We start from the raw sequence: 19627 nt of genomic DNA, 5'->3' as shown, positions 1-19627 counted from the left end.
CCGGCGTCAGCGAGCGACGTCAGGAGCGGGCATGCAGGTCGGGATCGTCGGCGGGACCGGTGCGCTGGGGCGGGGCCTGGCCCGACGGTGGGCACTCGCCGGCGTCGACGTGCTCGTCGGATCCCGGGACGCCAACCGGGCACGGGCCGCCGCCGAGCAACTGGCCGAGGAACTGGCCGACGAGCTCGACGAGGCCGGTGGGCGGCTCGACGGGGTCGACAACCTCGACGCCGCCACTGCCGAGGTGGTCGTGCTCGCCGTGCCCTGGGACGGCCTCGACGCGGTCCTCGCACCGCTGACCGAGGCGCTGGCCGGGCGGGTGGTGGTCAGCGCGATCAACCCGCTCGCCTTCGACGCGGCCGGTCCGCACAACACGCCGGTCGCCGAGGGCAGTGTCGCCGAGGCGATCGCCGCGCGCCTGCCCGGCGCGCGGCTCACCGCGGCGTTCCACAGCGTCTCGAGTCGGGAGCTCAACCGCCTCGAGCACCCGCTCGACGACGACGTCCCGGTGGTCGGCGACGACGAGGAGGCCGTGGCCACGGTCGTGGACCTCGCCGGCCGCATCGACGGGGTCCGGGCCTACGCCGCGGGGCCGCTGCGTCTGTCCGCGCCGCTCGAGCAGCTCACGGCGCTGATCATCTCGATCAACAAGCGGCACCGCGGGCATGCCGGCCTGCGCTTCACCCGCCTGACCCCGCGCTGACGCGTTCCGCCGCTGGGTCCGTCCGGGAGGCGGGAAACGTCCAGGGGCCCCGACGTCCCGCGGCGCGGGAGTCGTCCCGCCAGGCATCCGTCCGTCCTCCGGTCGCGACGGCGTCTTGACGGACCTTCGTTGGTTCATTACTGTTGTAATGAACCAAGGACCTGATCGCGTACGACGCATCGGGGACGACCGGCTCAGGGACGCGGGAGCGCGCTGCGGTGTTCGACGACGGCACGCCGATCTACCGGCAGATCGCCGGCCGGATCCGTGACGACGTGCTCAGCGGTGCGCTCGGCCCCGACGCCCAGGTGATGTCCACGACACAGTACGCGGCGCACTACCGGATCAATCCCGCGACGGCGGCCAAGGCGTTCCAGCAACTGGTCGACGAGGGCGTGCTCTACAAGCGCCGTGGCGTCGGCATGTTCGTCCGTCCCGACGCGCCCGAACGGTTGCGGGCGCATCACCGCGAGCGCTTCCTCGACGAGGACCTCGAGCCGGTGATCGCCCGGGCGGTCGCGCTGGGGATCGACGTCGATCTCGTCGTGGCCCGGGTCAACGACGTCGCGGCGCGCCTTTCCGGCGCGGCCGACGACCGCCAGGAGGAGGACGCATGAACGGCCTGATCGAGGTCGAGGACCTCACCGTCCGCTTCGGGGACACCGTCGCCGTCGACGGGCTGAGCTTCCGGCTCGAGCCCGGCCGCATCCACGGCCTGCTGGGCCGCAACGGTTCGGGCAAGACCACGTTGCTGTCGGTCCTGGGCGCCTTCCGGCGTCCGGACGCGGGGCGGGTGACGCTGGACGGCGTCCCCGTGTTCGAGCGCGCCGAGGCGGTCCACCGCATCTGCTTCATCCGCGGCCACGGCGACACGGTCGTCAACGACTGGCCCGACGACCGCGTCGTCCACGCCCTCGGGTTCGCCGCGATCACCCGTCCGGGGTGGGACCAGCCCTACGCCGAGCGACTCCTCGACCGCTTCGACGTCGATCCGCAGGCACGCGTCGGGGAGCTGTCCAAGGGCCGACGCGCGGCCCTCGGCATCACCCTGGGGCTCGCGAGCCGGGCACCGGTCACGCTCTTCGACGAGTCCTACCTCGGCATGGACGCCCCGTCGCGGTACGCCTTCCACCACGCGCTGCTCGAGGACTTCGCCGAGACCGGTCGCACCTTCGTGCTCTCCACCCACCACATCGAGGAAGTGGCGCCCCTGCTCGAGGAGGTGCTGGTGATCGATCGGGGACGCCTGCTGCTGCAGGCGACCACCGACGACCTGCGCGAACAGGGGGCGACGGTGACCGGTCCCGCCGAACGGGTCGACGCCTTCGTCGCCAGCCACCGGGTGCTCGACGAGCGCCGACTCGGACCGACCAAGGCCGTCACCGTCTTCGGCACGGTGAGCACCGAGCAACGTGCCGCGGCCGTCGCCGCCGGACTCGAGATCGGCCCCGTGCCGTTGCAGGACCTGTTCGTGCACCTGACCGAGGCCACGAAGGAGACGCGATGAACACCACCGTCGAACGCCCGACCGCCGCGACCGGCAGCGGCCGCGACACGGCCATCCTGCGGCACCGTCTCGCCAACGACGGGATGGGCCTGGTCTGGCTCGCCGGGCTCTTCTGGGTCTCGGTGACGGTGCTGACGCTGGTCGTCTCCGTCCGTGTCGACATCACCACCAGCGGCTGGCAGGTCGGGACGCAGATCGCCCGCTGGTTCGTCGGCGCCATCGGCGTCTACCTCACCGCCGTCTACCTGCCGCTGTACGTCGCGCACGGTCGCACCCGCCGCGAGACCGCGGTGCAGCTGGCCGGGTTCGGGGTCGTCTACGTGGTCCTCGCCGGCGTGCTGATCACGGCGGGATACGCGCTGGAGACGCTGGTGTACGCGCTCGCCGGATGGGAGCAGGGCGTCGAGCCCACCACCTTCGTCACCGCCGCGACCGACCACCCCCGGCTGCTGGGGCAGTACCTGGTGCTGTTCGCCGTCTGGCACGCGGCCGGCGGTCTGCTCGGCGCGGCCTTCTACCGGGGTGGCGGCCACGGCGCGCTGGCACTGGTACCGGCCGTCGGGGCGGTCATCGGCATCGAGTGGGCGGCGGGGACCCGCGACACCGGGTTGAACGCGCTGCCGTTCTTCCAGGACCTGGCCGGCGGGTCGGCGCCCGCGGTGGGATCACCGGTCGTCGCCGCCGCCGGACTCGTGGCCGCCGCGGTGCTGGTCGCCCTCACCTGGCTCGTCGTGCGCGACCTGCCGATCCGGACGCCGAAGTCCTGATCCGGCGCGCCGCTCCTCCTCGACCAGCGCCCGGAACCCGGCCACGATGCGTCCGGTGACCGGGCCCGGTCGGCCGGTGCCGACCGCGGCACCGTCGACCCGGACCAGCGGCACGACCTCGCGGGTCGTCGCGGTCAGGAAGGCCTCCTCGGCGCCGGCCAGCTCCTCGACGGGAAGGGGCCGTGCGGCGACCGGCAGACCGAGCCGGGCGGCGACCTCGAGCACGACCGCGCGGGTCACGCCCGCCAGCAGGCCGGCCTCGGTCGGCGGCGTCACGAGCTGCCCGTCCACGACCGCGAACAGGTTCGAGCTCGCCCCCTCGAGGACCTCGCCGGAGGGGCTGGTCAGCAGGGCCTCGTCGCAGCCCTGTGCGCGTGCCCGTCGTCGCGCGGTGACGGCCACCAGGTACGACACGGCCTTCACGTGCGGGAGCTCCCGTGCCAGCGCGACGCTCGACGCGGACACCCCGACCTCCGTGCGCTGCGGGTCGTGCGCCAGCCGGTGGGAGGTCACGACCACCGTCGGGACGCCGACGGGTCGGCCGGGGAAGGGCGCGTCGGGGTCGATGGACCCGGCCGACACCGTCAGGCGCAGCGCACTGTCCTGCCCGTCCAGCGCCGTGAGGTTCGCGCGGGCGGTGTCGGCCACCGCCGCGCGCAGGACCGCCGTCGGCCCGGGATCGAACCCGAGCTCGGTCGCGCCCGCGACCGCACGCGCGAGATGCTGGTCCAGGCGGAACACGTGGTCGCCGTAGGCACGGAAGGTCTCGAACACGCCCTCGCCGTTGCGGAACCCCCGGTCGAAGACCGACACGGTGGCGCGATCGGCGGGCACCTGTGCCCCGTCGATCCACACCGACAGTGGCCGGGTCGTCGTCGGCTCGCTCATCGTTGCTCCGGTCGTCGGGCCCGGACGGCACGCAGGAAGGCCGCCGCCTTGTCGAAGCTCTCGTGCCGCTCGTCGGCGGGGTCGGAGTCGGCGACGATGCCGCCGCCGGCGCCGTAGTCGACCGTCCCGTCGGCGTGCAGGGTGGCGGTCCGGATCGCGACCGACAACCGTGCCGCCCCCGGCGAGAGGAACCCGACCGCGCCGCAGTACCAGCCGCGGCGCGCCGTCTCGAGGCGCTCGATGATGCGCATGGCCGCGATCTTCGGTGCCCCCGTGATCGAGCCGCAGGGAAAGGTCGCGCGCAGCAGTTCGCCGTAGCCGACGTCGTCGCGCAGCGTCGCGCTCACGGTGGAGACCAGGTGCCACACGGTGGGGTGGGCCTCGACGGTGGCCAGTTCCGGGACCCGCACGCTGCCGGGGACGCAGACGCGGCCGAGATCGTTGCGCTCGAGGTCGACGACCATCACGTTCTCGGCCCGGTCCTTGACCGAGGTGGCCAGGTCGTCGGCGAGCGCCGCGTCGAGCTCCGGATCGCGGTGGCGGGGACGGGTGCCCTTGATCGGCCGGGTCGCGACCGAGCGGCCGTCGACGCGCAGGAAGGTCTCGGGTGAGACCGAGGCCAGGCCGACCGCCGGCAGGGCCGCGCCGAAGGGCGCCGGTGAGCGCTCGCGCAGGGCCCGGTACAGCGCGCCGAGGTCGGCCTCCCACCGGCTGGTGAGCCGCTGGGTCAGGTTGACCTGGAAGACGTCGCCGGCCGCCACGTGGTCCAGGACGGCCCGCACCGCGGCGAGGTGCGCCCGGCGGTCCAGGCTGCTGGTCAGCGGGGCGTCGTCGGAGCGCACCGGCACGGACGTCGCCGGGGGGGCGGCACGCAGCCGGTGGCCGAGCGCCTCGGCACGACGCGCGAGGTCGCCGCGCCCGGTGAGCTCACGCCCGACCACCAGCACCCGGTCGCGCGCCGGCGCGACGGCGACGACGAGGTCGGCCAACTGCAGCCACAGGTGCGGCAGGCCACGGTCGTCGGCCAGCCGGCGGGGCAGGTGCTCCACGCGGTGGCCGAGGTCGTAAGCCAGGGCGCCGACCAGGCCGCCGGTGAAGGCGGGGCCGGCGTCGTGATCGACGTCGACGGCGTCGGGCCGGACCCCGAGCCGGTCGCACACGCGGTCGATCGCCGTGAACGGATCCGTGCCCAGGTCCTCGTCCGGCCCGCCGTCGACCGCGTCGTGCCAGCGGGTCCGGGTGCCGTCGTCGACCAGGCCCACACCCGTGTGCGGGACGACGTACGACCAGCCGGTTCCGTCGGCCGACTCGAGCAGGTCGGCCGGGCCGCACGCGCGCACGAGTGCGTCGAGGTCGACCGCCCCGGTCGCGGTGCGCGGCGCGTCGGGCACCGCCATGCGTACCACGCCCGCCCGTGGTCTCACCGCGAAGCGGCTCACGCGCTGGAGGGCACGCCGTACTTGCGCCGGAAGCTGGGGTCGTCGAGGGTGTCGAGGTCCTCCTCGAGCTGCCGCTGGAACTCGTCGGCCTGCCGTTCGTCGGAGAAGGTCTGCGCCCACACCAGGGCGCCCGTGCCGGCGACCTGCAGCTGCACGTCGTACATCTCGCCGCCGTCGTAGCCGCCACGGCGCCGGGTCAGGATCCGGAAGTCGCGACGCGGCGAACGTTGGGTGGGCACCTCGACGTCTCCCAGCGGCGGGGAGGCGGAACCTACCGGTCCGCTCACCGACACGACAACGCCAGGACGGCCGTCCGGCGCCCGGAGTGCACGGACGGGCCTCACTACGCTCCGGGCGACACCACCACAGGAGCTGCCCTCATCGTGAAGGTCTACACCAAGCGCGGCGACGACGGCACCACGGGGCTGCTGTACGGCGGGCGCGTCGACAAGGACGACCTGCGCACCACCGCCTACGGCACGGTGGACGAGGCCTGCAGCGCCCTGGGCCTGGCCCGCGCGGAACTCGACGGCCACCTGCACGGGCTGGTCCTCGAGGTGCAGCGGGAACTGTTCGTGGTCGGTGCCCAACTCGCCACGCTGGTCGAGCACTGGGAGCGGCTGGAAGCGGGGGTGAGCCTGGTCGACGACCCGATGGTCGACGCCCTCGACGCCCGCATCGACGCCTGCGTGGCACGTCACCCCCTGCCCACCACCTTCGTCGTCCCCGGCGGCAACCGTGCCGCCGCGGCCCTGGACCTCGCGCGTGCGGTCTGCCGCCGGGCCGAGCGGCACGTCGTGGCGATGGCGCGGGCCGGGCAGCTGCCGGACCAGGCGCCGCTGCGCTACCTCAACCGGTGTGCCGACTACCTCTACGTGCTCGCACGCGAGGCCGAGGGCGAGCACGTCCCGTCGCGGGACGAGCGATGAGCGGCGACATGCGCAGCGTCGTCGACGACCTGGGCGCGACCGTGGCGGTGCCCGAGCGCCCGACCCGCTTCGTCAGCCTCGTGCCGAGCCTGTCCGAGGTGTTGTGGTGGTGGCAGCTCGCGGACGACGTCGTGGCCGTGACCGACTGGTGTGTCGCTCCGCCCTCGGCGTTCCCGACCGCCCGGCGGGTCCGCGGGACGAAGAACCCCGACGTGCGGGCGATCGTGGAGCTGGCGCCCGACGTCGTGGTCGCCAACGAGGAGGAGAACCGCGAACTCGACGTCCGGCGCCTGCGCGAGGCCGGGGTCGCGGTGTACGTGACCCGCGTGCGCACCGTCGACGACGCCGCGGGAGCGCTGGCCCGTCTCGGTGCGGCGCTGGGCGTGGAACGGGCCGGTGCCGGCAGTGCGCAGGCCATCCGCCGCGCACTCGACCAGCTGCCTCGGCCCCGGCGTCGGCTGCGGGCCTTCTGCCCGGTGTGGCGCGACGGGGTCCCCAGTGACGGCGGACCGCTCGACGAGACCTGGTGGGCCTTGGGACGCGACACCTTCGGCGGCGACCTGCTCGCCCGGTGTGGCTTCGACGTGGTGCCCGACGCGGCCGACGGACGCTATCCGCGGCTGCGGTTGCAGGAGGTCGCCGACGCCGCGCCCGAGGTCGTGCTGCTGCCCGACGAGCCGTACCTGTTCGGTGAGCAGGACCGGGCCGTGTTCGCCGACTGGTCGGCACGGACGCGGCTGCTGGACGGCACGGCGCTGTCGTGGTGGGGGCCGCGTACGCCACACGCGCTGGGGGACCTCGCGCGGCTCGCCCGGCAGCTCGACCGTCGTCGTCAGCGCGCCTCGTCGGCCGTGGCCAACAGGTCGCGCAGGACCTCCAGCAGCGACACGGGCGTGTAGGGCTTGGCCAGGAAGCGATCGGCGCCGGCCGCGTAGGCGCGGTCGACGGCCTCGGGCGCGGACAGCCCGCTGTTGGCGACCACCGGCAGCTCACGGTCGAGCTTGCGCAGCTCGCCGATCAGGGCGTAGCCGTCCATGACCGGCATCATCAGGTCGGTCACCACGGCGGCGACCCGTGAGCGGTGCGCCCGGTAGGCCTCCAGGGCCTCGCGGCCGTCGGCGGCGGTCAGCGCCCGGTAACCCGAGCCCTCGAGCACCCGACGGCCGACCTCCCGCAACGCGTGTTCGTCGTCGACGACCAGGACGAGCTCTCCCGAGCCGGGCAACGCCGCCCCGGTGGTGGCCTCACCGCCGGCCGTGTCGGCCTCTTCCGCGGGCAACCGGATCGTGAACGTCGTCCCGAGGCCCTCCTCGCTCTCGACCTCGATGTCGCCACCGTGACTGTCGACGATCACCGCCGAGGTGGACAGACCCAGTCCGGTGCCCTCGCCCTGCGGCTTGGTCGAGAAGAACGGGTCGAACATCTTGGTCACGACCTCCGGGGGGATGCCGCTGCCGGTGTCGGTGACCTGCAACACCACCGCCGGCCCGTTTGCCGGGACCGAGCCGCCGTTGTGGGCGCGCAGCGTCAGCTCGCCACCCTCGGGCATCGCGTCGCGGGCGTTGACGCACAGGTTGACCAACACCTGCTGGATCTGGGTCGGATCACCGACCACGGGCAACAGGTCCTCGGCGACCTCGGCCGTGACGGTGATGCTCTTGGGGAAGGTGTCGACGCAGATTCGCCGGACCCGTTCGAGCACGTCGTCGACGGCGACGGCCTCCCGGCGGCCGTCGACGCCCCGGGCGAAGGACAGCACCTGACGGACCATCTGCGCCCCGTGCTCGGCGCTGCCCGCCATCATCTGCAGCAGATGCTGGCGCTGGGGGTCGTCCTCGTCCTGCGACAGCAGGGCCACCCCCATCAGGATGGGGGCGAGCGCGTTGTTGAGATCGTGCGCGATCCCTCCGGCGAGGTGGCCGATGCTCTCCATGCGCTGCGCCCGCAGGAACTGCTGCTCCATGCGTTTGCGATCGGTGACGTCGGTCTCGATACCGAGCACCGACACCGGCACACCCTCCTCGTCGCGCAGCAGCGTCCAGCGGGCCTGCACCGTCAGCTCGGTCCCGTCCTTGGCGGTCTGCACGAGCTCGTCGAAGAAGTGCCCGCTGCGGTGCAACTCCTCGAGTGCACGCTCGTGCACCACGCCGTCGAGGCCGAGCAGCTCGCACACCGGGCGGCCCTGCGCCTCGTCGGCCGTGAAGCCGTAGATGCGCTCGGCGCCGCGGTTCCAGTACCCGACGCGCCCGTCGAGGTCGCGGACCACGATGGCGTCCTGGGCGGCGTCGAGCAGGGCGGCCTGCTCGGCCAGCTGGGCCCCGCGTGCCTCGAGCTCGACCCGGTTGCGACGCTGATCGGTGACGTCCTGGAAGTAGACCGCCAGGCCCTGCTCCGACGGGTACACCGTGACCGAGAACCACCGCCCGAGCGGGCCGTAGTGGTACTCGTCGATCGACATCGTGTGGCGGTGTTCGTCAGCGGCCCGCAGCGCCGTCTCGAGCGGGGAACCGATCGCCGCCGGGAACTCGTCCCACAACCGGCGTCCCACCAGGTCGCGGGCGTCGCGTTCGAGGACCTCCTGCGCACGGGCGTTGACGTAGGTGAACCGCCAGTCGGTGTCGACGGTGTAGAGGGCGTCGGTGATGCTCTCCATCGTGGTCGACAGGCGACGTGCGAGCAGCTCCTGCTGGAGCTGCGCCTGCTTCTGCTCGGTGATGTCCAGGATCGCGCCCTGGATGCGCTCCACCGTGCCGTCGGGGCGTCGTCGCGGCTCGCCCACGACCCGGACCCAACGGCCGACCCCCTGCGCCGAGGAGAAGGGCACCTCGAGGTCGAAGGGCACCCCGTGGGCGAGGCACGCCTCGACCGCCGCGCCCATCCGGTCCCGCGCGGCGGGCGGGTACAGCTCGAACGCCTCCTGCAGTGGTGGGGTCCGCCCCCGGGGGTAGCCGGCCAGGTCGTGGACCTGGTCCGACCAGTACAGACGCACCGGGTCCGCCTCGATCGCCCACCCGCCCACCCGGGCGATGTCGCCGGCGATGCGCAACAGCGTCACGCTCTCCTCGAGGCGGGCCTCGACCGACTTCTGCGGCGAGATGTTCTCCGTGGACACCGCCAGGTGGCGTCCGGTGTCGTCCTCGAGCAGCACGAGGTCGCTGCGGACCCACACGGTGCGACCCGCCGCGTTGACGAAGCGGTGCTCGGTGCTGGCGGCGGGCTTGCCGCCCGTGACGATCTGGGCGATCAGCTCGGCCAGCTCGGCGCGGTCGCCGTCGTGGGCCAGCGTGACCAGCTCCGCGTCGTACAACTCCTCGAGGGAACGTCCGAGGATCTCGCAGAAGGCAGGATTGGCGTCGCGCAGGCGCCCGTCGGCGTCGGTCACCGCGATCGCGGTGGAGACGCGCAGGAACAGTTGACGCAGACGCGCGTCCGGGGTCCGGCCGTGCCGCACGCCAACTCTCCTTCGGCGCCCCGACGGGTCGACGGAGCCGGGGCCGCCCACGTGCGGTTCCGGCCGCGGGGGCCGCCGCCGGAACCGTACGCCAGCGCGCACCGCGGCTGCCTGACCGTTGGTCGGCGCCGCGCCCGCGCGTGGGGGCACCCCTCGCGTCAGTAGCGGTGTTCGGGGCCGGGGTACTCGCCGTCGGCGACCTCGGAGCTGAAGGCCTTCACGGCGCCCGCGATCTCCGAGCGCAGGTCCGCGTACGGCTTGACGAAGCGGGGTAGCCGGCCGGTCGTGAGGCCGAGCAGGTCGTGCCAGACGAGCACCTGACCATCGGTGTGGGGACCGGCGCCGATGCCGATCGTCGGCACATCGACCGCTTCGGTGATCCGTGCCCCGAGCTCGGTGGGAACGCACTCGAGCACGATCGCGAAGGCGCCGGCGTCGGCCAGCCCGACGGCGTCGGCGACCAGCTGGTCCGCCGCCTCGACGTCGCGTCCCTGCACCTTGAAGCCGCCGAACTGGTGGACCGACTGCGGCGTGAGACCGAGGTGGCCCATCACGGGGATGCCGGCTCGCACCAGGTGGGCGGTGACCTCGATCATCGGGCCGCCGCCCTCGAGCTTCACGGCGGTGGCCCCGGCTTCCTTGAGCAGGCGCGTGGCCGACGCCAGGGCCTGGGAGGGACCGTCCTGGTAGGTACCGAACGGCAGGTCCCCGACGACGACGGCGTTCGGGGCGCCGCGCGCCACCGCGCGGGTGTGGTGCAGCATCTCGTCGAGCGTGACCGGGACGGTGGACTCGTAGCCGAGCACCACCATCCCGAGGCTGTCACCGACGAGCAGAACCGGCACGCCGAGCTCGTCGAGCAGGGCGGCGGCGCTGTGGTCGTAGGCGGTGAGCATCACGAACTTCTCGCCGCGCTGCTTGGACGCGCGCAGGTCGTGGATGCTGACGGGACGCCGGGGTGTCGGGGCGTCGGCGGACACGTGAACGGACACCTACGGACTCCATCCTGCCGGCCCCGAGGGGTCCAGCGGTCGTCGTGTCGGTGGACGTCGACAGTGTGCCCGCTCGCGTCGGGATCGCCACCATCGGCCGGTGGGTGCCCGTCGACGTGCCCGGCGCGGCCGATGGTCCCGGCTGCGGCGACGTAGTCTGGCACCCGGCGGTTCCGGCCGGACCGGTCCACCGCGAGGAGTGTTCGGGATGGGGCGGGAGTCGGGCGTCGCCGACCTGCTGGCCGTGCACCGCAACGGCAAGGACGCGCGGCGTACGATCGAGCGGCTCTCGCGCAACGGCATCGACGGCGGGTCGATCCTGCTGCTCGGCCGGGTCGAGGTGACGACCGCCGGGCGCTACGGGGACCGGCAGACCGATCTCGGCAGCTCGTTGGCGCTGGGGGGACGGGCGGCCCGCGGGCTGCTGTACGGCCTGCTGCCGGGGGCGGCGTTCGGCGCCGTGCTGCTCGCGGTGACCACCGAACCGACGCTGTTCGCGATCTCGGCCGGGGCCGGTGGTGGCGCGGCCTTCGGTGCCAGCATCGGGGTCCTCACCGGGCTGCTGTCCATGCCGACGATGGCCAGCTCGTGGGAGCGCACGTTCGCCCCGATGGTGCCCGGTGGCGTGGGCGTGGGCGTGCGCGTGCACACCTCGCGCCAGCAGGTGCGGGTGCGACGCGTCCTCGAACGGGCCGAGGTACTGCGGGTGCACGAGGTGGACGATCTCGACGAGCTCGACGACGGCCCGCTGGCCTTCGACGACTGATCGGGGCGTCAGCCCTGCCAGTCATTCGCCGGTGGCGCGGAGGCGGAGCCGAGCACGCACGGCGCGCTGGGCGTCAGCCCTGCCAGTCATTCGTCATGGGGACGCGGCGCTCGCGACCGAAGGCGCGGCAGGTCACCTTGGGTCCGGGGGCGGCCTGTCGGCGCTTGTACTCCGCGCGGTCCACGAGCTGCACGACCCGGCGGACCGTCGCCTCGTCGTGACCGCGCTCGACCAGCGCGCGGAGCCCGAGGTCGCGTTCGACGTAGCCCTCGATGATGTCGTCGAGGATCTCGTAGGGAGGCAGGCTGTCGTCGTCGCGCTGATCGGGCCGCAGTTCGGCCGACGGTGCCTTCTCGATGGTGTTGACCGGCACGAGTTCACCGTCACCCTGCGCGTTGCGCCAGCGGGCCAGTTCGTACACGAGCAGCTTCGGAACGTCCTTGAGGGGGGCGAACCCGCCGGCCATGTCGCCGTACAGGGTCGCGTAGCCGACCGCGTACTCGGACTTGTTGCCGGTGGTCAGCACGATCGAACCGCGCTCGTTGGACAGCGCCATGACCAGCACGCCACGCAGACGGGCCTGGATGTTCTCGTAGGCGACGCCGGCCTCGCGGTCGTCCCCGCGTTGCTCGCCGAACCCGGTCACCACCAGGTCACCGAGCACGCGTCCCACCGCGGCCATCGGCTCCTCGATCTGCAGCACGTGGTAGGGGCTGCCGAAGTTCTTCGCCAGGGACTCGGCGTCGTCGAGCGAGTGCTGCGAGGAGTAGGGCGATGGCATCGCCACGCCAAGCACGTGTTCACCGCCGAGCGCGTCGGCGGCGACGGCGGCGACGACCGCGGAGTCGATCCCGCCCGACAGGCCGATGATGGCCTCCTCGAAGCCGTTGCGGTGGCAGTAGTCACGGGTCGCGAGCACCAGCGCGTGCCAGACCTCGCCGACCGGGTCGAGGCGCTCGGCGGCCTGCTGCCCGGCCAGGACGGGACGGTCGCCGGTGTGACCGTCGAGGTCGCAGGCGGCGGTGACCTCGGCGGTCTCGACCGGCACGTCCACCACCACCAGGTCCTCGGCGAACTGTGCGCCGCGGGCGGTCACCTCGCCGTCGGGGCCGAGCAGGAACGAGTCACCGTCGAAGACGACGTCGTCCTGTCCTCCGACGACGTTGACGTAGGCCAGCCAGGTGCCGTCGCGTCGCACGTGGCGACGCGCCCAGTCCTCGCGTTCGGCGTGCTTGCCACGGTGGTAGGGCGAGGCGTTGAGGTTGGCCACCAGCTTCGCGCCCGCCTGCGCGGCCCGGCCGACCGGACCGGGCTCGAGCCACAGGTCCTCGCAGATGGTCACCCCGACCGGGACCCCGGCCACGCGCACCACCAGCGGCTCGTCACGGGGGGTGAAGTAGCGGGCCTCGTCGAAGACGCCGTAGTTGGGCAGGCGGAACTTGTCGTAGGTGGCGACCACGGCGCCGTCGGCCAGGACCGCCGCCGAGTTGGTCAGCGAGACGCCGGCGGCCGAGGCCACCTCCCAACCGGTGTGGTCGGCGGGGTCGTCGGCGACGAGGTCGTCCTCCTCGGTGCCGACGTAGCCGACGAGGGCCACGGTGCCGTGTGGCCCCTCGGTGGCCAGGCGTCGCACCGCGTCGAGGTTCGCCCGCAGGAACTCCGGCTTGAGCAGCAGGTCCTCGGGCGGATACCCGGTGGTGGTGAGTTCGGTGAACACCACCAGGTCGGCGCCGAGGTCGGCGGCGCGCCGCCACGCGTCCAGGACGCGCTCGACGTTGCCGTCGATGTCGCCGACCTGGGAGCGGATCTGGGCGAGGGCGAGGCGCAGGGGCACGAGCGGCTCCGTTCGAGGTCCGTGTCGAGGCGCCGACGCTAGCCGTGGAGACGTCGTGGCCTGCCCGGCCGGCCGGGCACACCGCCCGGGTGGCGGGCGGGACCGGACCCGGGTCGCGGGCGGGGCCGCCGGTGGCGCGAAACGCAGACTTCACACGCAGGGGGCGGTTCGACACGCGTTCGAAACGATCTCCGCAACGGCGCGCAACAGCCGCTGACGACAGTGTCGTCCGCACCACCCAGGGATGTAACGACGACGACCATCTGGAGAGAACACGTGAGACGACTGCTGAAGTTGGGGGTGGTCACGGCCACGTTGCTGATGATGTCGGCGGTTCCGGCGCTCGCACAGATCGAGGACACGGTCGATCTCGAGGCGCTGAACGTCTTCGCCATGACGCTGTACCTGACGTTCGCCACCGGGCTCGTCTTCCTGATGCACGCCGGCTTCTCGATGCTCGAGGCCGGGATGACGCGCCAGAAGAACGCGGCCAACATCATCGGCAAGAACCTGCTGACGATCGCGCTCGGCACGGTCACGTACTACGTGGTCGGGTGGGCGTTCATGTACGGGGACATCGCCGGCGGCTTCATCGGCACGAGTGGGTTCCTGCTCTCCAACGCCACCGGCGGGGCGGGCGAGCTCATCACCACCGAGATCGACTTCGCCTTCCAGGCGATGTTCGCGGCGACCGCGGCGACCATCGTCTCCGGTGCGGTGGCCGAGCGCATCAAGTTCGGTGCCTACCTCGTCGTCGTCATGGTGCTCACAGGCGTGATCTATCCGGTCGTCGGTGCCTGGACCTGGGGCGGCGGTTGGCTCGCCGAGCTCGGCTTCACCGACTTCGCCGGCTCCACGATCGTGCATCTCACCGGCGGTGCGGCGGCGTTGGTCGCCGCCGCGATCATCGGACCGCGCATCGGCAAGTTCGACGCCAGGACCGGCAGGCCGCGGGCCATCCCGGGGCACTCCATGCCGCTGGCCGCGCTCGGCACGATGCTGCTGTTCTTCGGTTGGTTCGGGTTCAACGGCGGTTCGGTGCTCGCGCTCGACGGTCCGGCGCTCGGCCACGTGATCGTGACGACCGCCATGGCCGGAACCGCCGGGGGGTTGGCCGCCGCACTGTTCACCCGATTCCGCAGCGGCAAGTTCGACGTCTCGATGACCGCCAACGGCATCCTCGCCGGCCTGGTCGGTATCACGGCCGGAGCGGACAGCGTCTCGCACCTGATGGCGCTCGTCGTGGGCCTGTTCGCCGGCGTGCTGGTCGCGGTCGCGGTCGCCTCCATCGACGCGATCCGGATCGACGACCCGGTCGGTGCCAGTTCGGTCCACGGTGTCTGCGGCATCCTCGGCACCCTGTGGGTCGGCCTGGCACACGTGGAGGACGGCCTGTTCTACGGCGGAGGACCGGGACTGCTCGCCACGCAGGCGATCGGGGTCGTGGCCGTGGTCGCCTGGGTCGGCGTGACCGTCGGCGGGCTGTTCCTCGTCCTCAAGGCCGCCGACTTCCTGCGGGTGTCGGAGCAAGAGGAGATCGAGGGCCTCGACGTCCACGAGCACGGCGTCCCGGGCTACCCGGAGCTCGTGCACGGCCCCGGGATGAGCTCCGGTGGCGAGTTCGGATTCTCCCCGCGGCCGGCCACGGCGCCCGTGGCCAAGCCCGTCGAGGAGTAACAGCTGGGAGGAGCACGCGAGCGGCCGCGTCACCGAGGGAGGACGCGGCCGCTCGCCCGTCGCGCCGCTCTGCGCGCCAGGTCGCGGTCACGCCCGGGAGGGGCGTGGCCGCGCCTGGCTTCCGTCGTGCGTCGTCGCGCGTCCGTCGGTGTGCGACCGGGCCTGCGGCGGCCGTCGACCGTGCTGTCGTGCCGTGGCACGACGACGCAACTCACTACGCTGTGCACCGACCGCCCGCGACATGCGTGCCCGCGGCCAGCCTCCTGGGAGCCAACGCCATGGACAAGCAGCAGGAGTACGTCCTCCGCACCGTCGAGGAGCGTGACGTCCGCTTCATCAGGCTGTGGTTCACCGACGTGCAGGGCTTCCTCAAGTCGGTCGCGATCACCGCCGCCGAACTCGAGAACGCCTTCTCGGAGGGCATCGGCTTCGACGGCTCGTCGATCGAGGGCTTCGCCCGCGTCCAGGAGGCCGACATGCTGGTCGTGCCGGACGCCTCGACGTTCCAGATCCTGCCCTGGCGGCCCGAGTCCCAGGGCGTGGCGCGCATGTTCTGCGACATTCTGACGCCCGACGGCCAGCCGTTCGCGGCCGACCCGCGGTACGTGCTCAAGCGCACCCTCGAGCGGGCGGCCGACATGGGGTTCACCTTCTACGTGCACCCGGAGATGGAGTTCTTCCTGTTCGACAGCGCCGAGGATCCCAAGCCGTTGGACAACGGCGGGTACTTCGACATGACGCCGCTCGACGTGCAGCAGGACTTCCGGCGTCAGACGATCAACACCCTCGAGCGCATGGGGATCTCGGTCGAGTTCTCCCACCACGAGGTCGCGCCGTCGCAGCACGAGATCGACCTGCGCTACGCCGACGCGCTGACGATGGCCGACAACATCATGACGTTCCGCCTCGTGGTCAAGGAGACGGCGCTGCAGCGGGGCATCTACGCCACCTTCATGCCCAAGCCGATCGAGGGGCAGTGGGGCAACGCGATGCACCTGCACCTGTCGTTGTTCGAGGGCGACAACAACGCCTTCCACGAGGCCGGTGACCCCTACCACCTGTCGCCCACGGCGCGGGCGTTCACCGCCGGGTTGCTGCGCCACGCCCGCGAGATCACGGCCGTCACCAACCAGTGGGTCAACTCCTACAAGCGGTTGACCGCCCGGTTGCACGGCCCCCAGCCCTCCGGCGAGGCGCCGATCTTCGTGACCTGGGGCCACTCCAACCGCAGCTCGCTGGTGCGCATCCCGATGTACAAGCCGCGCAAGGGCACCTCGACCCGGATCGAGTACCGGGCGCCGGACCCGGCCACCAACCCCTACCTCGCGTTCGCGCTGATCCTGTCCGCCGGGCTCAAGGGCATCGAGGAGGGCTACCAGCTGCCCGAGGAGTCCGAGGACAACGCCTTCGAGCTGACCCCGGCCGAGCGTGCCGCCTCGGGCATCGAACGGCTCCCGGCCAGCCTCGGCGAGGCCCTGTCGATCATGGAGAACTCCGAGCTGGTCGCCAACACCCTCGGTGAACACCTGTTCGCGTTCTTCCTGGCCAACAAGCGCCGCGAGTGGGACGAGTACCAGGCGCACGTGACGACGTTCGAGACCCAGCGCTACCTGCCGCTGCTGTAGACGATGGCCGCGTCACGATCGCGTTCCGTCCGGGCCCGCCTCGCCGCGGCGGGTCTCGACCCCGACCTGGCCTGCCACCGGCTCGCCGAGGCCGACCTGCTCGTCGACGACGAACCCGACGAGCGGTTGCTCGCGGCGCTGTCGCGCGCAGCCGAGCCCTCGGACGCGTTGAGCTGCCTGACCGACCTGGCCACCGAGCACCCGCGCCTGTGGCAGGAGCTGTGTCCCGACGACGACTGGCTCGAGCGGTTGGTCGCGGTCGCGGGGGTCTCGCGTCCGCTGGGGGACCTGCTGGCCCGCCACCCCGATGCGGCGCGGGCGTTGCAGGTCCTCGAGCCGGTCGAGGTCGCCACGGTCGCCGACCGCGTCGCCCGAGCACTCCTGGCCGAGGACGACAGCCAACGCCAGGCGGCCGCCGTCGCCCGCATCCGTCGCGGTGCGACCGCCGACATCGCCGCCCGTGACCTCACCGGCCTGGCCGACGTCGAGGAGGTCGCGGCCGAACTCGCGCGCCTCGCCGAGGCGGTGCTCGAGGGCACGGTGCGGGCCGTGCACCGGCAGATCGCCGGCGACACGCCCTGCGCCCGGCTCGCCGTCATCGGGATGGGCAAGCTCGGTGGGCACGAGCTGAACTACGTCTCCGACGTCGACGTCGTGTTCGTGCACGAGCCGGTCGACCCCGACGCCGACGATGCCGCCGAACGGGCCAGCCGGGAAGCCCGGCAGGTGTTCACCCGCTGCCTGGAGGTGCTCAACGCCTCGACCACGATGGGACGGGCCTACGAGGTCGATCCGACGTTGCGGCCCGAGGGCCGCAACGGCCCGCTGTCGCGACCGGTCGCCGCCTTCGTCGCCTACTGGGAACGGTGGGCGAAGACCTGGGAGTTCCAGGCGCTGCTCAAGGCCCGGCCGGTCGCCGGCGACCGGAGCCTGGGGGAGCAGCTGCTCGCCGAGGCCGAACGGTTCGTCTGGCCCGACCGCCTCGATCACGACGTGGTGGCCGAGATCCGCGAGATGAAGTCGCGCATCGAGGCCAAGCCCGAGGTGGTCCGTCACGGTGAGCGCCAGATCAAGCTCGGTCCCGGCGGGATCCGCGACATCGAGTTCGCCGTCCAACTGCTGCAGCTCGTGCACGGCCGCGGTGACCGCTCCCTGCGCGACCCGGGCACGTTGCCGACGCTGCGGGCCCTGCAGACCAACGGCTACGTGGCCGAGGAGGACGCCGAGGCGTTCGCGGCCGCCTACCGGATGCTGCGGACGGTGGAGCACCGTCTGCAGCTCGCCCACGAGCGACGCACCCACACCATCCCCGACGACCCCGAACGCCAGGAGTGGCTGGCGCGCTCGCTCGGCTACCGCGCCGGGGTGGACGAACCGGCACGTACGGCGTTCGTCCGCGAGCTGACGCAGGTCCAGACCCGGGTCAAGGAGTTGCACGCCAAGCTGTTCTACCGGCCGCTGCTGGAGACCTACGCGACCCTGCCGGCCGCGGCGGCCGGTGTGTCGGTCCCGGTCGAGGCGCGACGGATGGGTGACGAGGCCGCCCAGGAGCGGCTCGAGGTGCTCGGTTTCCGTGACGGCAGGGCGGCGCTGCGCCACGTGCGGGCGATGACCGCCGGGGTCAGTCGCCGGGCACGCACCCTGCGGGCCGTCCTGCCGGCGATGCTGAGCCTGCTGCAGGAGACGCCCGACCCGGACACCGGACTCCAGAGCTTCCGAGAGCTCGTCGACGCGCAGGGCGACACGGCCAAGCTGCTCGAGCACCTGCGGGACCATCCGCCCGCCTCGGAGCTGCTGGCCCGCGTACTGGGCACGTCCCGGGTCGTCGGTGAGCTGCTGGTGAGCCAACCCCAGGGCATCGACTGGCTGCGTGACGAGCACCTGCGCGACCGGCCGCGCACCCGCGACGACCTGGTACGCATGGCGATGGCCCGTCTGCACTGGCAGGACACCACCGCGGCACTGCGCCGGTTCAAGCGGCTGGAGCTGCTGCGGATCGTCCTGCGTGACCTGGCCGGTGCCAGCACGGTCGGCGGGGTGGGGGAGGAGCTCACGGCGCTCGGCGAGGCGTGCCTGACCGGCGCGCTTCGGGCCGAGCTGCGTCGCCAGGCACGGGAACGGGGCCTGGACTCACCCGACGAGCTACCGGTCTCGGTCGCGATCGTGGGGATGGGCAAGCTCGGTGGCTTCGAGCTCAACTACGTCTCCGACCTCGACGTGCTGTTCGTGCACGAGGTCGCCGACGGGGCCGACCGGGAGGACGCCAACAAGCTGGCGCTGACCGTGGCCGGCAACGTCATGCGTTCGTTGTCCGACATCACCGCCGAGGGCACCGCCTTCGAGGTCGACGCCGATCTGCGTCCCGAGGGACGCAGTGGACCGCTGTCCCGCTCCCATCCGTCGTACCTGAGCTACTGGAACCGTTGGTCGGAGCCCTGGGAGGCGCAGGCGCTGCTCAAGGCCCGGGTCGTCGCCGGCGACCGTGCGCTCGGTCAGCGCCTGGTCGACGCCGGCCGGCAGCGCGCCTTCCCGGCCGAGTTCGGCGAACGCGACGCCCAGCGCATCCGACGGATGAAGGCCCGCATCGAGAAGGAACGCATTCCGCGGCGTGTCGATCCGGAACGCCACCTCAAGCTCGGTCCGGGTGGGATCAGCGACGTCGAGTGGACCGTCCAGCTGCTCCAACAGCGTCACGGGCACCAGCACACCGAACTGCGCTCACCGGCGACCATGGTCGTGCTCGACGGGGCCCAGGACGCCGGGCTGCTCGAGCACGCGGACGCGGAGCAGCTGCGCGAGGGCTACCGGTTCCTGTCCTTGCTGCGCAACCGGCTGTATCTGCTGCGTCAGCGTGACGTCGACGTGGTCCCGGGCAACCCGCAGGTCCTCGAGCTGCTCGCCCGGTCCATGGGGTATGCCCGAGGAGGTTGGCAGGACCTCGAGGAGGAGCGGCGTCGGCACCAGCGTCACGTGCGCCAGGTGTTCGACCGGCTCTTCTACGGGCTCGACGCGGGCCAGCACACCAACGTCTGGTGACCGCGGCGCACGC

General features: G+C 72.5%; 16 protein-coding genes. 10 read left to right on the top strand and 6 right to left on the bottom strand.

Going from position 1 to position 19627, the window contains the following annotated elements; genetic code table 11:
- The first annotated feature begins 31 nt into the window (after nucleotides 1-31).
- The 4 genes from npdG (at nucleotide 32) to ELR47_RS11735 (ending at nucleotide 2977) form a co-directional block, all read left to right on the top strand.
- The gene (gene npdG / locus ELR47_RS11750; protein ID WP_130650066.1) at nucleotides 32-703 is read left to right on the top strand and encodes an NADPH-dependent F420 reductase; all 672 of its coding nucleotides are present in this window, start codon (nucleotides 32-34) and stop codon (nucleotides 701-703) included.
- Between the two features lie 218 nt (nucleotides 704-921).
- Nucleotides 922-1320 (top strand): GntR family transcriptional regulator, encoded by a 399-nt coding sequence (locus ELR47_RS11745; RefSeq protein ID WP_130650065.1) that lies wholly within the window; start codon nucleotides 922-924, stop codon nucleotides 1318-1320.
- Nucleotides 1317-2210: an ATP-binding cassette domain-containing protein gene (locus ELR47_RS11740; protein ID WP_130650064.1), complete on the top strand. Its 894-nt coding sequence runs from the start codon at nucleotides 1317-1319 to the stop codon at nucleotides 2208-2210. Before ELR47_RS11745 ends, ELR47_RS11740 begins: the two co-directional genes overlap by 4 nt.
- Complete coding sequence (locus ELR47_RS11735; RefSeq protein ID WP_130650063.1) at nucleotides 2207-2977, top strand: hypothetical protein; 771 nt, start codon at nucleotides 2207-2209, stop codon at nucleotides 2975-2977. The genes ELR47_RS11740 and ELR47_RS11735 overlap by 4 nt, the downstream gene beginning before the upstream one ends.
- Here the strand turns inward: ELR47_RS11735 and ELR47_RS11730 are convergent.
- Genes ELR47_RS11730 through ELR47_RS11720 form a run of 3 tightly spaced genes read right to left on the bottom strand, consistent with a single transcriptional unit; the run spans nucleotide 2876 to nucleotide 5543 of the window.
- The gene (locus ELR47_RS11730; RefSeq protein ID WP_130650062.1) at nucleotides 2876-3865 is read right to left on the bottom strand and encodes an aminotransferase class IV; all 990 of its coding nucleotides are present in this window, start codon (nucleotides 3863-3865) and stop codon (nucleotides 2876-2878) included. The two genes, ELR47_RS11735 and ELR47_RS11730, sit on opposite strands and share 102 nt — an antisense overlap.
- Nucleotides 3862-5262 carry an aminodeoxychorismate synthase component I gene (pabB, locus tag ELR47_RS11725; RefSeq protein ID WP_130650061.1) on the bottom strand — a complete coding sequence of 467 codons (1401 nt, stop codon included), beginning with the start codon at nucleotides 5260-5262 and terminating at the stop codon, nucleotides 3862-3864. The genes ELR47_RS11730 and pabB overlap by 4 nt, the downstream gene beginning before the upstream one ends.
- A 38-nt stretch (nucleotides 5263-5300) precedes the next feature.
- Complete coding sequence (locus ELR47_RS11720) at nucleotides 5301-5543, bottom strand: hypothetical protein (RefSeq protein ID WP_130650060.1); 243 nt, start codon at nucleotides 5541-5543, stop codon at nucleotides 5301-5303.
- Between the two features lie 144 nt (nucleotides 5544-5687).
- Here ELR47_RS11720 and ELR47_RS11715 point away from each other — a divergent pair, with 144 nt between their 5' ends.
- Nucleotides 5688-6233 carry a cob(I)yrinic acid a,c-diamide adenosyltransferase gene (locus ELR47_RS11715; protein ID WP_130650059.1) on the top strand — a complete coding sequence of 182 codons (546 nt, stop codon included), beginning with the start codon at nucleotides 5688-5690 and terminating at the stop codon, nucleotides 6231-6233.
- On the top strand, nucleotides 6230-7132 hold the full coding sequence (locus tag ELR47_RS11710; protein WP_188584431.1) for a helical backbone metal receptor: 903 nt from the start codon (nucleotides 6230-6232) through the stop codon (nucleotides 7130-7132). The genes ELR47_RS11715 and ELR47_RS11710 overlap by 4 nt, the downstream gene beginning before the upstream one ends.
- On the opposite strand, the gene ELR47_RS11705 is transcribed toward ELR47_RS11710, so the two are convergent.
- Both ELR47_RS11705 and panB read right to left on the bottom strand, forming a co-directional pair.
- Nucleotides 7066-9684, bottom strand: a complete 2619-nt coding sequence (locus tag ELR47_RS11705; RefSeq protein ID WP_165404028.1) for a PAS domain-containing hybrid sensor histidine kinase/response regulator — start codon at nucleotides 9682-9684, stop codon at nucleotides 7066-7068. The two genes, ELR47_RS11710 and ELR47_RS11705, sit on opposite strands and share 67 nt — an antisense overlap.
- 158 nt (nucleotides 9685-9842) lie before the next feature.
- Nucleotides 9843-10664, bottom strand: coding sequence for a 3-methyl-2-oxobutanoate hydroxymethyltransferase (gene panB / locus ELR47_RS11700; RefSeq protein ID WP_240730357.1), 822 nt, complete (start codon nucleotides 10662-10664; stop codon nucleotides 9843-9845).
- A gap of 220 nt (nucleotides 10665-10884) precedes the next feature.
- On the opposite strand from panB, the gene ELR47_RS11695 reads away from it, so the two are divergent.
- Nucleotides 10885-11442: a hypothetical protein gene (locus ELR47_RS11695; RefSeq protein ID WP_130650056.1), complete on the top strand. Its 558-nt coding sequence runs from the start codon at nucleotides 10885-10887 to the stop codon at nucleotides 11440-11442.
- 73 nt (nucleotides 11443-11515) lie between these two features.
- Here ELR47_RS11695 and ELR47_RS11690 read toward each other — a convergent pair whose 3' ends face one another.
- Nucleotides 11516-13276: an NAD+ synthase gene (locus ELR47_RS11690; RefSeq protein ID WP_130650055.1), complete on the bottom strand. Its 1761-nt coding sequence runs from the start codon at nucleotides 13274-13276 to the stop codon at nucleotides 11516-11518.
- Nucleotides 13277-13552: 276 nt separating this feature from the next.
- Here ELR47_RS11690 and ELR47_RS11680 point away from each other — a divergent pair, with 276 nt between their 5' ends.
- The 3 genes from ELR47_RS11680 to ELR47_RS11670 all read left to right on the top strand — a co-directional run bounded on the left by ELR47_RS11680 (nucleotide 13553) and on the right by ELR47_RS11670 (nucleotide 19614).
- Entirely contained in the window at nucleotides 13553-14953 is a 1401-nt protein-coding gene (locus ELR47_RS11680; RefSeq protein WP_205745222.1) for an ammonium transporter, read from the top strand.
- A 278-nt stretch (nucleotides 14954-15231) separates the two neighbouring features.
- Nucleotides 15232-16578, top strand: coding sequence for a glutamine synthetase family protein (locus ELR47_RS11675; protein ID WP_130650053.1), 1347 nt, complete (start codon nucleotides 15232-15234; stop codon nucleotides 16576-16578).
- 3 nt (nucleotides 16579-16581) lie between these two features.
- The gene (locus ELR47_RS11670; protein ID WP_130650052.1) at nucleotides 16582-19614 is read left to right on the top strand and encodes a bifunctional [glutamine synthetase] adenylyltransferase/[glutamine synthetase]-adenylyl-L-tyrosine phosphorylase; all 3033 of its coding nucleotides are present in this window, start codon (nucleotides 16582-16584) and stop codon (nucleotides 19612-19614) included.
- Nucleotides 19615-19627 lie beyond the last annotated feature (13 nt).

Source organism: Egicoccus halophilus (assembly GCF_004300825.1).
Lineage (GTDB): Bacteria > Actinomycetota > Nitriliruptoria > Nitriliruptorales > Nitriliruptoraceae > Egicoccus > Egicoccus halophilus.
Note: the sequence above shows the minus strand (reverse complement) of the source record. Positions and strands in the feature narration are given on the sequence as shown.

Coding starts and splice junctions, on each gene's coding strand:
- ELR47_RS11730 (WP_130650062.1), bottom strand. CDS start 3,865: ATGAGCGAGCCGACGACGACCCGGCCACTGTCGGTGTGGATCGACGGG.
- ELR47_RS11710 (WP_188584431.1), top strand. CDS start 6,230: ATGAGCGGCGACATGCGCAGCGTCGTCGACGACCTGGGCGCGACCGTG.
- ELR47_RS11675 (WP_130650053.1), top strand. CDS start 15,232: ATGGACAAGCAGCAGGAGTACGTCCTCCGCACCGTCGAGGAGCGTGAC.
- ELR47_RS11670 (WP_130650052.1), top strand. CDS start 16,582: ATGGCCGCGTCACGATCGCGTTCCGTCCGGGCCCGCCTCGCCGCGGCG.
- pabB (WP_130650061.1), bottom strand. CDS start 5,262: ATGGCGGTGCCCGACGCGCCGCGCACCGCGACCGGGGCGGTCGACCTC.
- ELR47_RS11740 (WP_130650064.1), top strand. CDS start 1,317: ATGAACGGCCTGATCGAGGTCGAGGACCTCACCGTCCGCTTCGGGGAC.
- ELR47_RS11735 (WP_130650063.1), top strand. CDS start 2,207: ATGAACACCACCGTCGAACGCCCGACCGCCGCGACCGGCAGCGGCCGC.
- npdG (WP_130650066.1), top strand. CDS start 32: ATGCAGGTCGGGATCGTCGGCGGGACCGGTGCGCTGGGGCGGGGCCTG.
- ELR47_RS11695 (WP_130650056.1), top strand. CDS start 10,885: ATGGGGCGGGAGTCGGGCGTCGCCGACCTGCTGGCCGTGCACCGCAAC.